The organism is Sporosarcina ureae DSM 2281, assembly GCF_000425545.1.
In the GTDB taxonomy this organism is placed as follows: Bacteria; Bacillota; Bacilli; order Bacillales_A; family Planococcaceae; genus Sporosarcina; species Sporosarcina ureae.
Genome location: NZ_AUDQ01000005.1, coordinates 160,261 through 172,027 on the forward strand (window position 1 = coordinate 160,261; position 11,767 = coordinate 172,027).

Below are 11,767 nucleotides of genomic sequence, written 5' to 3' on the forward strand. Positions count from 1 at the left end.
TTGTCATAAGCTATTCATTTCATTATTCCGATATAACCGTCATAATGGTACCTTGTGCAGTGGCACAAATCTTCTCTTCCCCATCCTTGACGGCAAAAACATCACAGCGGCACACAGCTTGTCGCTTGCCAGCTGAAATAACTGTCGCCCGGGCAATTAATTTTTCACCTACTGCGGGCCGTACATAGTTGATTTTGTATTCTGCCGTCAATACGTTCGGACCTAGAACGGAACCGCCTACAAACGTCAATGCGTTATCCGCCGCATAGCCAATGACCCCACCGTGTACAAAGCCATGTTGCTGTAGTACATGTTCCGTGATGGGAACTTCCAGAACTACTTCCCCCGCAGTAAACTCCATCAATTTTGTTCCCAATAGTTTACTGAAAGATTGTGCTTCTAGTGCTTGTTTGCCAATATGAAAGATTTCATTTTGCGTCATGTGATCGTCCTCCCGTTATCTAATGAGGTCCTTCATTTTCATACTCTGCCTTAAACCCACCATTCACTGTTACGATCTCGGTGCAAACAATATGACGGACACACCAAACAGACAAATACCTGCCCCTAGGAAATCGTACAAATCAGGAGTCTTTTTATCAATTCCCCATCCCCATAATACGGATAGAAAGACGAACACGCCTCCATAAGCCGCATACACTCTGCCAAAAGTCGGGAATGTTTGGAATGTGACTACTACGCCATATAAAATTAAGGCAATACCTCCGAATAATCCGAGTATCGCGGATTTACCTTCGCGCAACCATTGCCAAATCAAATAACCTCCGCCGATTTCAGCCAAGCCGGCCAGCAGAAATATCACCACGACCTTCAACATCAGTAAACCTCCATTTACTCACTTCGGATAATCTAGCCCGAACTACTGCTCCTAGCCATGTAATGTGTAAACACCAAATGGATTATATAAGATCTTTTCTTGAAAACTAGTACTCACTATATCATAATTCTGACAATTTAATAATGAGGTTGTTTACATTTTGAACAGATGACTTGGTGTGGAGTTAATTAAAATGGAAGATTCAACTTTTAATGATTGCAGATCTACAATAAAAGACCCTCTTCATAGATAAGAAAGGGTCCGTAAAGTAGTATAAATCAAAACATAAAGAACCAAGACAACGGCGTCAATTCAATTACACTTGTGACCATAACAGAAAGAACAATCACTATAGTTAGTTGTTTAGAGTTTCGGTAGAAGATCACGCACAAAATGATGTACATAATAAATTCTTCTAAATAATTCACATCCAAATAAAACAACCCGATTCCTAGTGAGAGACTTAACATCAATCCCATTGGTAACGCGGGTAAAAAACAAGCCAAACATCTACCATGTTTCGCATACCAGACGACCACCGCAAGAAATGGCGTAACGACCGCTACAATGCCCCAGTACTTCATATCATTCGTCGAATACACACCGAATAAATGGGCGGAGTATAGATAATAGCCAGTCAACATTCCTAAAAAGAATAGCAACGTATGAATCGCTGCCCGCAAAGCAGTTTGGCTGTATGCCGCAATGCACGTCGCAATTAATACCCAAATGCCCATTCTAGTGAAGACATCTCCAAGGAAAGGGACAGAATCCAGCATCTTGGTCAATACGCCAAATAGAATACTGACTACTAGCCATGGTACGAGCACAACTATTCTTTGCATCTTCACTTTCATCTCTCCCACATCCATAAGTTACTGTTTTCTACGCATTGAGTGGTTTATTAAATGTTAGAAGAAGATAAATGTAAAAAAGACTTCCCAATACTCAATAAGTCTGTACTTTATAAAGACAAACATGCTCAAAATTATATGTGGTCTATCGATAATAATTTGTAATCTCGATTGCATCTATTTGAACAGGTACATTATTGTAATTCAAAACTATTGCATAGGTTTTATTCCGCTGATGAGAAGTTACTATTCCATTCTGATCAATTAAATCGAATGCTTCATATGTTTTTAAATACAGCATCCCTTTGTCCCTGTAATAGTCCAATATTTCGTTATCATAGAAGTTAAAATAGTATCCTGAGTTTTTGATATCATCTATGTACTTATACATCTCACTGTACGCAGAACTATTTGGAGTTAAAAGTGATGCTACTATACTGAAATCCAGATTGTTCAATGACTCACTATACATCAAGCGATAGTCTTGATAGAATTCTTCCACTAGCTCACGCATCGGTAACGGTTCATCAACCTCATATTCTTGCGTATTCCCTATAACCGGATCAGATTGTACGGTTACACTTTCAGATGTCATCCCAGGATCATCAGCCACCAGTTCGTATTCTTCTTCCACCCACTCATCATCGTAATCTGGATTAGTTGTTGATTCACCTAAGACAGATTCTGTCGCCTGTTTCACACTCTTTTTTTTCAACGTAAAATCATGATCACTGTATAGTATAACAACTACTGCTACTAAGGCACCAATCGTTAACACTGCGAAAAAAAGCATCTTCGCTACATTATGACTTTTCTCTAATTTATAGACAATCGGCTCGCCACAATTCGGACAGTCTTCATGTCTAGGCTGCAAATGACGGCCACATCTTGTACATTTCATATATTTATGCCACCTTTCTCACAATCCCCTAATTAGTCTCATTATACCAGAGAAATTTATGATATAGTGGTTTAAATAACATAAAGAACTATAGGAGATGACAGTACAATGGACTACATAAGTAAGAAAGGCATGACATACGAAGAAGTAATGCAATTACAGTATGAATACAATAACCGCAAGAAAACAAATGCCATCACGTATGTACTTCTGATTTTCTTTGGCAATTACTTTCTTCACAGATTTTATCTCGGTATTACGCCATATGCGATTTTCGGTGCAATTTATACGTTATTACTAAATGGTGTAATCATCTATTTCATCAGAGATGCATATATCAATCAAATGACGATCGATTACATCTTATTTTTACTCATGCATCCGCACTTTATCATTCTTCCACTCATTCCGTACCTTTGGCTATTGCTTGATCTATTTCGTGTGCCACAGTTGGTTGATTATGCCAATCACCAGTCAGAATTGGCTTTGGTTCGTGCAATCAAGCGCTCAAGAGATACCCCGGGACATTAATAAAACCCCGCCACTTCCTCAAGTGAAGAAGTGGCGGGGTCCATACGATATAAGACACGCTTATTTCGCCAAAGCCAACTCAATATGCGCTAAATGATGTTCTTCGTGCCAAGCTAACTTCGCCACTTTTTTCGCTACTGCGATCTCACCGTTTACTTGATGGATAAATGTTCGTTGCAGTTGCGCTTCCGTCAGACTATTGCCTAACGCTACAATACGCTCATTGATCCCTTCGAGCATTTTAATCGAAGGCTCAACCGGCAGTTCTGTGTCAGGTAATACAGCCCACTTCTCTTGATCAAAAGCAGGTGCTATGGGGTTGTCATCTGTTAACGCAAGCTTTAATCGCTGATACATAGTCAACTGCGAGTCTGCAATATGATGCACCAATTGACGAACAGTCCACGCACCTTCGCGATACGTTTTGTTTAACTCTTCCTCATTCAATGAATCTACAATTTCTCTCAATCGAGTAGTGTAGCTTTCAATTTCTTGTAACCACTTTTGAATATCTTCCAACGTGACATGCTCCGGAACGTGTAATTCCCCGATCGGAAATCGACTATCCATGACGAATCCCCCTTTTCATTATCTTATTATCTCATAAACTATCTGATTATTCTATTTATAGCGAGAAATAATATGTAAAAGGAGCGCTTCACATGTCAATGGATAGCCCGGATAGGCATCTACAGCGTCTTATATTTATTGACCTGTTTTAGAAAACTCCGCAATCCTGGCACCAATTTCGTCGCGCACACGCTGGAAGAATTCCCATTTTTCTTCATCTGTTCCTTGTGCTTTTGCAGGGTCATCAAACCCCCAATGATCACGTTTTACATGAGGTGGTGTCATCGGACACTTGTCAGCGGCATCCCCACAAAGAGTGACGATAAAATCTGCATTGTTTAAGATTTGTGGATCGATGATATCCGAAGTTTGGTTCGATATGTCGATGCCGACTTCATTCATAGCTTTTACTGCATTTGGATTCACGCCATGCGCTTCAATTCCAGCACTAAGAACTTGCCATTCTTCACCTAGATACTCTTTACCCCATCCTTCAGCCATTTGACTACGGCATGAGTTGCCTGTACATAAGAAATAAAGTGTTTTTTTCGACATAATGAAATCTCCTTCTTATTGTATAATTGACAGCCATAGATACAGTCCGATTAGTGTAATCAGAAGTGTAGGGACTGTTAGAATAATACCAATTTTAAAGTAGCTACCCCAAGAAATCTTCACGCCTTTTTGAGCCAGTACATGCAACCATAATAAGGTGGCCAATGAACCGATTGGTGTGATTTTGGGACCTAAATCAGATCCAATAATATTTGCGTAAATCAAAGCTTCGCGAATGGGACCTGTCGTAGTTGTGTCCGATATTGCTAACGCGTTAATCATGACCGTAGGCATATTATTCATAAGTGATGACAGTATCGCTGCAATAAAGCCCATCGAAATCGTTGCGACAAAGAGTCCTTGATCGGCTGCCGTTTGAATGACATCCGCCAATACACCCGTTAGACCGACATTACGCAATCCGTATACTACAACATACATCCCGACAGAGAAGAATACGATCGCCCAAGGTGCACCTTTAAGCACTTGTTTCGTATGAACGGCTGGACTTTTTTGCGCCATAGCCATAAAGAATATCGCCGTAAGCCCCGCAATAATAGATACAGGCAATCCCGTAAACCCACTTGAGAAATATCCTATAAGTAATACACCTAAAATTACCCAAGCAAGTCGAAACAACTTGAGGTCTTTGATCGCATCTTTCGGTTTTTTTAAATCTGATACTTCATAGTCTTTCGGAATACTTTTACGGAAGAATAACAACAACACTAAAATACTGGCAACTAATGCAAATAAATTCGGGACGATCATTCGAGATGCATATTCAACAAACCCGATATTGAAAAAGTCTGCCGAAACAATATTGACTAAGTTACTTACAACCAATGGTAATGAAGTCGTGTCAGCGATAAATCCGCTGGCCATAATAAATGGGAAAATCATTTTTTCATTGAAATTCAAATTTCGTACCACGGAAAGTACAATGGGCGTTAATATAAGGGCCGCCCCATCGTTTGCAAACAGAGCAGCCACGACTGCACCTAGAATCGTGACGTAAATAAATAGGCGAATACCGCTGCCTTTGGCTAATCTAGCCATATGTAGGGCCGACCACTCGAAAAAACCAATTTCATCTAAGATTAATGAAATAATGATGATCGCGATGAAAGCAAGCGTAGCATTCCATACAATCCCCGTTACATCCATAACATCTTGGAAGTTAACTACCCCAACTAACAATGCGATGATCGCACCAATACAGGCAGACCATCCGATCGAGAAGTTTCTAGGCTGCCAAATAACAAAAATAAGTGTAATGATGAAAATCAATGATGCAGTTATAGCCAACGTACTTTCTCCTCCTTATTCACAACAAATTCGAAGCCCTTGTGCTTCCAATTCAGCGATAGATTCATTCTGTTCTGGAAGATGTTCAAGGATGCTTTGAATAAACGGGTAATCTTCATGATTTTCATTGATCGAGAAGAAAACCCATTGACCTCTACGTTCTTCTTTAACCAACTCAATATCTCGAAGTTTACGTAAGTGCTGGCTAATCGCTGGCTGACTCATTTTAAAAATCGCAACAAATTCACAAACACAGCATTCATGTGACTTGAGTAACTTCATCATCGTCAACCGTGTGGGGTCTCCTAGCAATTTTAATAGTCGTGATGCGCGTTGTAGATCAACCGTAACAAGTGTATTCATAGTCCATCCCTCCACTTCCCTACAAGCATATAATGATATGCTTATATACGCAAGTAGAATAATAAGTACAGCTCTCATCGTTTTATGTATTCCAATCAATGAAAAAGGGCTCCCTCTCGTCATATTGACAATGTAGGAACCCCTTACCTATCTAGTTATCGTCTTTTCCGCGCCGCCTTCATAATGTAACTGACAACTATGACAAAAATCAGCGCCCCTACAATAGAAGGTACAACATAAAATTCTCCTAAGCGCGGTCCCCAACTGCCGAATAAACTCCCGCCAATCCACGCACCTATGATTCCCGTAATAATATTTCCAACAATACCGCCTGGGACACTTTTGCCGATGATCAGACTAGCAAACCAGCCAATGACACCGCCAATTATTAAATATAAAAGGATACTCATTTCACACACCCCTTCTCCTATTTTTAAACGTATTTAGTACTCAAATTGCGAACAGGATAATGAAGTAATCGAGTGACATCTTATTAGCAATCTATTCCTTGTTACAGCATAGTATTCGCCAAATAAAAATCTGTGTAGGTATATTTGTGCGAAAAGTAGCGCTCGTACGTTCCGATGGTAGCGGATGATATAATGTACTACAGTACTAAACATACGTAATACGAACTGGAGGTTATAACGGTATGCGATCCTTTCATTTTAACGGCAGTCGAATAGTGAAAACAGGTATAGCGATCTTTTTAACAGCTATTATTTGTGAATGGTTTAATTGGCCCCCAGTATTTGCTGTAATCACGGCAATTGTCACGATTGAGCCCACTGTCAGTGATTCCATTAAGAAAGGAATTATTCGATTTCCTGCATCTGCTATCGGTTCTGCATTTGCTGTACTCTTTATCACGCTCTTCGGGAATTCCCCGATTACCTATACATTAGCAGCGGTTGCCACCATTTTAGTCTGTTACCGACTAAACTTGCATGCCGGTCTACTCGTTGCCACATTGACAGCGGTCGCCATGGTCGAAGTCATCCACAGCAACTACTTAATCGCTTTTTTCATTCGACTCGGTACGACCACCATTGGTTTGCTAGTGTCCACTGCTGTAAATATGTTGGTCTTCCCGCCAAACTACAGGAGAGATATTGTAGAAAACATCCAACATATTAGTGAGCGAGCAGGAACTATTTTGGAACGAACATTCCAAACCATCTTGTATGACGTGCAAACAAACAGCCGAGATGAGCTAGAGACTACCAAGCAACTTACGAAAGAAATTAGAAAAACCGAAACACTGATTCATTTTCAACGTAACGAATCGAAATTGTATCCGTGGGTCAGAGGAAAAGAAAAAGAACTACTCATGGCTGAAAAGCAGTTATTATTTCTACATAATCTCGAATATCATTTGGGTGCTTTATTGAACATACCGGAACGATGCATTTCCTGGACGCCGGCAGAACGCGATCGGATCATGCACGCTGTAACCGAGCTTGCGAACGACTTGAAGCATTCCATTGATTACAACCCGAAGAAGCATGAGTCACAATTAAAAAACGTTACGGACCTTTTCTGGGATGACAATAAGGAAATTACAACTAGTGAAGAGAGACATCCAAGCCAATTCCCACCCGAGTTTGTCGTTCTCTATGAACTGATCACTATTTATAACTTAGTGGATCAGTTTTACAAACCTTCTAGTGTGAAATTAACGCCCGATGCTAAACAATAAAGATCGCTTTATCTAACTAACCGGTTCGGTTGATGGGGAGATAAACGATCATAACAAGTCAAGTAACAACCGATTTAACATATGTTTTATAGATGCATTAACCATAAAAGGCAAAAGAAAACACACAGACTATTTCGCCTGTGTGTTATCCACTTATCTTATTTCATAATATACATTTCGTATCACTTGTTCCACTATCGGCCCCGATTGTGGAAGTTTTTTATCGTTGTACTGCGCAAATGGAAATTTGTTGTTTTTAAAGACAAGCACCTTACAGATTACAAGAGAGAGTGGGTTAATCCTTTACATCTTCCTTGCATATTTCACTAACTGGCTGCCATAACGCGATGTTTCCTATATTTTTCGGTCCAAGCTCATGATAATTTTCACATTGAGGCTTTGAATTTCTTTATTTTTTGCATTAAACCTTAATACATACTTTAGAGATAACTACTTACTTTGTCGTTTGTTAACTTCAATCGTAATAAACTCCGGCAAATAGTTGGGAGTACATCCTTTTGATACTCTTTCACCTTTGTAAAGACCCGTTTTCTCACCTAGTTTAATACAACGTGCACGATTATTTTCATCATAAACGCCTATCCAGCCTGCGGTGAAATTCATAGCCCATTGAACTTCCGGTTCTTCCTGCATAATATTCGCTTCTAATGCAGATAGCAAGTCTGCGGTGTTATCCGGCGGTGTTTGTCCAGTCCATCTCAATCGCCCTTGATAATACCAGAAAATCCGCCTTTGAAGAGCAGAAGGACTATTTTGCCATGACTCCATCAATGCAATTTTCTTCTTGTCTTTGGCGAGCTGGTTAGCCATTAACCAATCCATTAAGTAATTTCGCTCATCAAAAGAATGATTCTGCATATCTTGATCCAGCTTATTTAGTACATCTTGTGAAAGAAGTTTTTTGTCCATAATTAAGATTGCTAATAGTCTGGGCAAAAATTCTTCGGTTGACCAAAGTTCCATAGCTAGTTCGTGATCTTTTTTAATGTCCTTCGCGATTTTTCTTAAGTCGCCTAGCTTAGTGTTACTATTAATCTGAGATAGAATGTTTTCTGCTTTTGAAGAGGATTTTAATTGTACATCTTTTTTTTCATCCACTTTATACAACTCCTTTAGTAGAGCCATTTGTTGAATACTAGCAATGACGCCTATTTAACAAGCGTTCACGTCTGTAGAATAATGTAATCATTACCTCATTCATTAGGATAAAGACTCTGATATTTTTCTACTGTATGTTTAATTAAATTTTTTAAAACATTGGCATCGATATCAGCTAATTTATTTACATAAATGCAAGCCTTACTCTTCGTGTGTTTACCGAAGTGTTCTAATAACTTTTCCCTTTCTTCACTTTCATAGTCTAAATAAAGGCTAATCTTTGCCTTTCTCGGTGAAAAACCCACTAAAGGCGCATCCCCTTCGCGTCCTGATGCATATTTATAGTGATAGCTGCCAAAGCCTATTATACTAGGACCCCACATTTTTGCTTTGTAACCAGTCACCTCTTCAAAGATAGCTAATAACTCATAGGCATCCGCCTTCTTCTTCTCATTTTCCACACTTTCAATAAAGTCAGTTACACTATTTTTGTTTTCTTTCATCTTCGGCTCATTCATATATACGATCCCCTCTCCTGCTCTCAGTATATACACTTGTTTACACTATTTTCATCAATAGTAAATTAAATGGCCCGTTTACGTGATCTGGACACGATCACTTCTAGAGCAATCGCGCCCAATAAAGGCAAAGTAGTCGAAAGTCGTTGATCTGCGCTCCAGCCGGACGCGTGTCTTATGGGCGTGCGGTGAACCACACTCCTCGCTTCGCTCGCTAGGTGTTTCACCTGTCAATGCAAAGATGTGCTCCTTCTCGCTACGCTTCACTCGCAAAAGCCGTTCTTCGTTACGACTTTCGCTGACCCTCCCAGAGTCGCCGGCTGTAGCTCCGATCAACTAGCTGACTACAGTGAAGCTCTGCGGCAATCGTGCCCTTTTATTGAATTTCATATATGGTTTCAGTTTTCCTTTGGAATTAAACGTGAAATTAAGAGTAAAATCATTGCTATCGCGAGCCCAGTAAAAATCACAGACCAAATTGTATTATATGTGAGTTGCTCTCCAACTTTAGAGTTAAACAATACTATTCCAATAACGTTAGATAATATTACTACACCAAATGAAATCGTCTCAATAGTTTTTCGTTTAGTGTTGACTTTTCCTTTCAACATATCACCCTCTTTGGCCCGATTGTAATACAATCCTTATTCAATTAACGCCCCCGATAAAGGCAAAGTGGTCAAGATCCGTTGACTTGCGCTCCAGCCGGACGCGTTCCCGAGGGCGGGCGGTGAACCACACCCCTCGCGTTGCTCGCCGGGTGTTTCACCTGTCAATGCAATGATGTGCTCCTTCTCGCTACGCTTCACTCGCAAAAGCCGTTCTTCGTTACGACTTTCGCTGATCCTCCGGGAGTCGCCGGCTGTAGCGAAGATCAACTAGCCAACTACAGAGAAGCCTCTTCCATAAACGCACCCGATTGCAGAAAAGTAATTATTTAATTAGCATATTGTTCTTTCTTCTGCTTGCGTTTATAAAAATACAGCCATATAAAAAAAGAAATCCAAGCTATGGTAGGTATTATTGTGGGTACAATACTGGGAACCTCAGTAAGCAATATGAGCAATACAGCTATAATTGCAGCTGGCACTACAATCCAAAGACACATTCTAACCACTTTGTTTTTTAAACTTAAATCAAATCCATCACTCATTCTTTTCATCCTTTCTTGTTTAATTAAATGGCCCTATTGTTGAAATAGTGCAATTTACAGTTCGAAAATTGCGCTAGTTGAATATCAAATTTAATTTGAATGTGTCATTCTTGAATTAGTTTATAAAACACACCGATTATCAAACGGGCAAAAGGTGTAGTTAGTGGTAATAACACAAAAGCGTATATTGTTCCCCAAATCAATGTACCCCCAATATTTATTGTTTCCATCCCGCCTCTAACAATAGTTTCACCAAAAATTGCACCTATCGTTCCACTGTATAAGGTTACGAAAAATGCACTTATAAGACTTGTTAGCCACAGTTTTTTATTAGATAATCCGTCTCTATTCTGAAAGTATTCACCTAACACCACAAATGTAATTACAAAAGGGATTACAACTGAGAGATAGAGCCAACCTTCACCCCAAAGTGAAGTAATTCCACCAGCCCATGCTTGCCCTATTAGCATAAATAATAAGGCAGTAATTAAAGAAATTACTATTCCGAAAACTACTCCTGTAATTCTTTTACTAATAATTATTCACCTTCTTCAATTGATAAGTTATCGGACTCTTATTCAACTCCTCTGCCCGTTAGTACAACATACAGGACTTCTTCGCAAAGTGGCCCGATTCTGGAACACAGCTATCCTGTAAACGCACCCGTTTCAGGCACAGTCCTTTTCCGTAACTGTACCGTGGTAGTAGAGGATAGCTCATTTAAAACGCTCTGTCATCTTATTGAAGAGTTGACTTTCTTTCCAAATATCGAATTGCCGATGATATAAAATATCGTAATGATGATAGCACTAACACTTGGATAACCTATATAAACTGCGAGACTCGTATGTTCAACTAAACTAAATTCTCCCCACTCAAGCCATAAACGCCAACCCATTCCAAAGCCGTTTAAAATTATACAAATCGTAAAAACAAACCATATTCTATCTTTAAATAAACCTACAAATATGTTTGCCGCAATGAAATACATTAGTGATGTCAAAACCACAAAAAACAGGCTAAACCCCTTCAGTCCAGGAATTACAAAAGTAAATGATATTCCCGAAAAGAAGAGAATGTTTAAAGTGGCGAATATCAGAAATGTATTTCGTGATTTTCCTACCCGTTCATAGAACTGTTCTGCTAACAAGGGCTTCCCCCCCTTTTAGTTTCTATATGTTCCTATTACTGAAAAGGTACAGGTTCTTTATCCTAGAATAGCCCCCGAATGCTTAATATTTGTTCTCACGTTTTTTCTTGGCAACAAGAAGATAGTCAATTATCAAAAATAAAATTAACATGGTAAAAGCATAGACGTAACCGTTTTTCGGTAATTTTAATATTAGAGATATCCCAGT

At 39.4% G+C, this 11,767-nt stretch carries 16 protein-coding genes; 2 read left to right on the forward strand and 14 right to left on the reverse strand.

The window, feature by feature from the left end:
• Window positions 1-22: 22 nt before the first annotated feature.
• The 4 genes from H605_RS0107005 to H605_RS0107020 form a co-directional block, all read right to left on the reverse strand.
• Entirely contained in the window at window positions 23-442 is a 420-nt protein-coding gene (locus H605_RS0107005; RefSeq protein ID WP_029053575.1) for a PaaI family thioesterase, read from the reverse strand.
• A gap of 69 nt (window positions 443-511) precedes the next feature.
• Window positions 512-838, reverse strand: coding sequence for a YnfA family protein (locus H605_RS0107010; protein WP_029053576.1), 327 nt, complete (start codon window positions 836-838; stop codon window positions 512-514).
• Window positions 839-1,116: 278 nt separating this feature from the next.
• Window positions 1,117-1,683, reverse strand: coding sequence for a DUF6518 family protein (locus tag H605_RS0107015; protein ID WP_029053577.1), 567 nt, complete (start codon window positions 1,681-1,683; stop codon window positions 1,117-1,119).
• A 154-nt stretch (window positions 1,684-1,837) separates the two neighbouring features.
• Window positions 1,838-2,593 carry a TcaA NTF2-like domain-containing protein gene (locus H605_RS0107020; protein ID WP_029053578.1) on the reverse strand — a complete coding sequence of 252 codons (756 nt, stop codon included), beginning with the start codon at window positions 2,591-2,593 and terminating at the stop codon, window positions 1,838-1,840.
• A gap of 108 nt (window positions 2,594-2,701) precedes the next feature.
• On the opposite strand from H605_RS0107020, the gene H605_RS17480 reads away from it, so the two are divergent.
• Window positions 2,702-3,124, forward strand: a complete 423-nt coding sequence (locus H605_RS17480; RefSeq protein ID WP_037561676.1) for a TM2 domain-containing protein — start codon at window positions 2,702-2,704, stop codon at window positions 3,122-3,124.
• Window positions 3,125-3,184: 60 nt separating this feature from the next.
• Here H605_RS17480 and H605_RS0107030 read toward each other — a convergent pair whose 3' ends face one another.
• The 5 genes from H605_RS0107030 to H605_RS0107050 form a co-directional block, all read right to left on the reverse strand.
• Window positions 3,185-3,694: a YfiT family bacillithiol transferase gene (locus H605_RS0107030; protein WP_029053579.1), complete on the reverse strand. Its 510-nt coding sequence runs from the start codon at window positions 3,692-3,694 to the stop codon at window positions 3,185-3,187.
• A 135-nt stretch (window positions 3,695-3,829) separates the two neighbouring features.
• Entirely contained in the window at window positions 3,830-4,249 is a 420-nt protein-coding gene (arsC, locus tag H605_RS0107035) for an arsenate reductase (thioredoxin) (protein WP_029053580.1), read from the reverse strand.
• 15 nt (window positions 4,250-4,264) lie between these two features.
• Entirely contained in the window at window positions 4,265-5,557 is a 1,293-nt protein-coding gene (locus H605_RS0107040; RefSeq protein ID WP_029053581.1) for an arsenic transporter, read from the reverse strand.
• 15 nt (window positions 5,558-5,572) lie between these two features.
• The gene (locus H605_RS0107045) at window positions 5,573-5,920 is read right to left on the reverse strand and encodes an ArsR/SmtB family transcription factor (protein WP_029053582.1); all 348 of its coding nucleotides are present in this window, start codon (window positions 5,918-5,920) and stop codon (window positions 5,573-5,575) included.
• Window positions 5,921-6,075: 155 nt separating this feature from the next.
• Window positions 6,076-6,330: a GlsB/YeaQ/YmgE family stress response membrane protein gene (locus H605_RS0107050; protein ID WP_029053583.1), complete on the reverse strand. Its 255-nt coding sequence runs from the start codon at window positions 6,328-6,330 to the stop codon at window positions 6,076-6,078.
• A 242-nt stretch (window positions 6,331-6,572) separates the two neighbouring features.
• On the opposite strand from H605_RS0107050, the gene H605_RS0107055 reads away from it, so the two are divergent.
• Complete coding sequence (locus tag H605_RS0107055) at window positions 6,573-7,619, forward strand: FUSC family protein (RefSeq protein WP_029053584.1); 1,047 nt, start codon at window positions 6,573-6,575, stop codon at window positions 7,617-7,619.
• A 450-nt stretch (window positions 7,620-8,069) separates the two neighbouring features.
• On the opposite strand, the gene H605_RS0107060 is transcribed toward H605_RS0107055, so the two are convergent.
• The 5 genes from H605_RS0107060 to H605_RS17485 form a co-directional block, all read right to left on the reverse strand.
• The gene (locus H605_RS0107060) at window positions 8,070-8,765 is read right to left on the reverse strand and encodes a DNA alkylation repair protein (RefSeq protein ID WP_418346793.1); all 696 of its coding nucleotides are present in this window, start codon (window positions 8,763-8,765) and stop codon (window positions 8,070-8,072) included.
• Window positions 8,766-8,833: 68 nt separating this feature from the next.
• Window positions 8,834-9,256, reverse strand: a complete 423-nt coding sequence (locus H605_RS0107065; protein ID WP_029053586.1) for a DUF1801 domain-containing protein — start codon at window positions 9,254-9,256, stop codon at window positions 8,834-8,836.
• A 937-nt stretch (window positions 9,257-10,193) separates the two neighbouring features.
• The gene (locus H605_RS0107075) at window positions 10,194-10,409 is read right to left on the reverse strand and encodes a hypothetical protein (protein WP_029053588.1); all 216 of its coding nucleotides are present in this window, start codon (window positions 10,407-10,409) and stop codon (window positions 10,194-10,196) included.
• Between the two features lie 104 nt (window positions 10,410-10,513).
• Window positions 10,514-10,879, reverse strand: coding sequence for a hypothetical protein (locus H605_RS19200; RefSeq protein WP_232321194.1), 366 nt, complete (start codon window positions 10,877-10,879; stop codon window positions 10,514-10,516).
• Between the two features lie 263 nt (window positions 10,880-11,142).
• The gene (locus tag H605_RS17485; protein ID WP_051210493.1) at window positions 11,143-11,559 is read right to left on the reverse strand and encodes a hypothetical protein; all 417 of its coding nucleotides are present in this window, start codon (window positions 11,557-11,559) and stop codon (window positions 11,143-11,145) included.
• Window positions 11,560-11,767 lie beyond the last annotated feature (208 nt).

Coding starts and splice junctions, on each gene's coding strand:
- H605_RS0107005 (WP_029053575.1), bottom strand. CDS start 442: ATGACGCAAAATGAAATCTTTCATATTGGCAAACAAGCACTAGAAGCA.
- H605_RS0107010 (WP_029053576.1), bottom strand. CDS start 838: ATGTTGAAGGTCGTGGTGATATTTCTGCTGGCCGGCTTGGCTGAAATC.
- H605_RS0107015 (WP_029053577.1), bottom strand. CDS start 1,683: ATGCAAAGAATAGTTGTGCTCGTACCATGGCTAGTAGTCAGTATTCTA.
- H605_RS0107020 (WP_029053578.1), bottom strand. CDS start 2,593: ATGAAATGTACAAGATGTGGCCGTCATTTGCAGCCTAGACATGAAGAC.
- H605_RS17480 (WP_037561676.1), top strand. CDS start 2,702: ATGGACTACATAAGTAAGAAAGGCATGACATACGAAGAAGTAATGCAA.
- H605_RS0107030 (WP_029053579.1), bottom strand. CDS start 3,694: ATGGATAGTCGATTTCCGATCGGGGAATTACACGTTCCGGAGCATGTC.
- arsC (WP_029053580.1), bottom strand. CDS start 4,249: ATGTCGAAAAAAACACTTTATTTCTTATGTACAGGCAACTCATGCCGT.
- H605_RS0107045 (WP_029053582.1), bottom strand. CDS start 5,920: ATGAATACACTTGTTACGGTTGATCTACAACGCGCATCACGACTATTA.
- H605_RS0107050 (WP_029053583.1), bottom strand. CDS start 6,330: ATGAGTATCCTTTTATATTTAATAATTGGCGGTGTCATTGGCTGGTTT.
- H605_RS0107055 (WP_029053584.1), top strand. CDS start 6,573: ATGCGATCCTTTCATTTTAACGGCAGTCGAATAGTGAAAACAGGTATA.
- H605_RS0107060 (WP_418346793.1), bottom strand. CDS start 8,765: ATGGCTCTACTAAAGGAGTTGTATAAAGTGGATGAAAAAAAAGATGTA.
- H605_RS0107065 (WP_029053586.1), bottom strand. CDS start 9,256: ATGAATGAGCCGAAGATGAAAGAAAACAAAAATAGTGTAACTGACTTT.
- H605_RS0107075 (WP_029053588.1), bottom strand. CDS start 10,409: ATGAGTGATGGATTTGATTTAAGTTTAAAAAACAAAGTGGTTAGAATG.
- H605_RS19200 (WP_232321194.1), bottom strand. CDS start 10,879: ATGCTAATAGGGCAAGCATGGGCTGGTGGAATTACTTCACTTTGGGGT.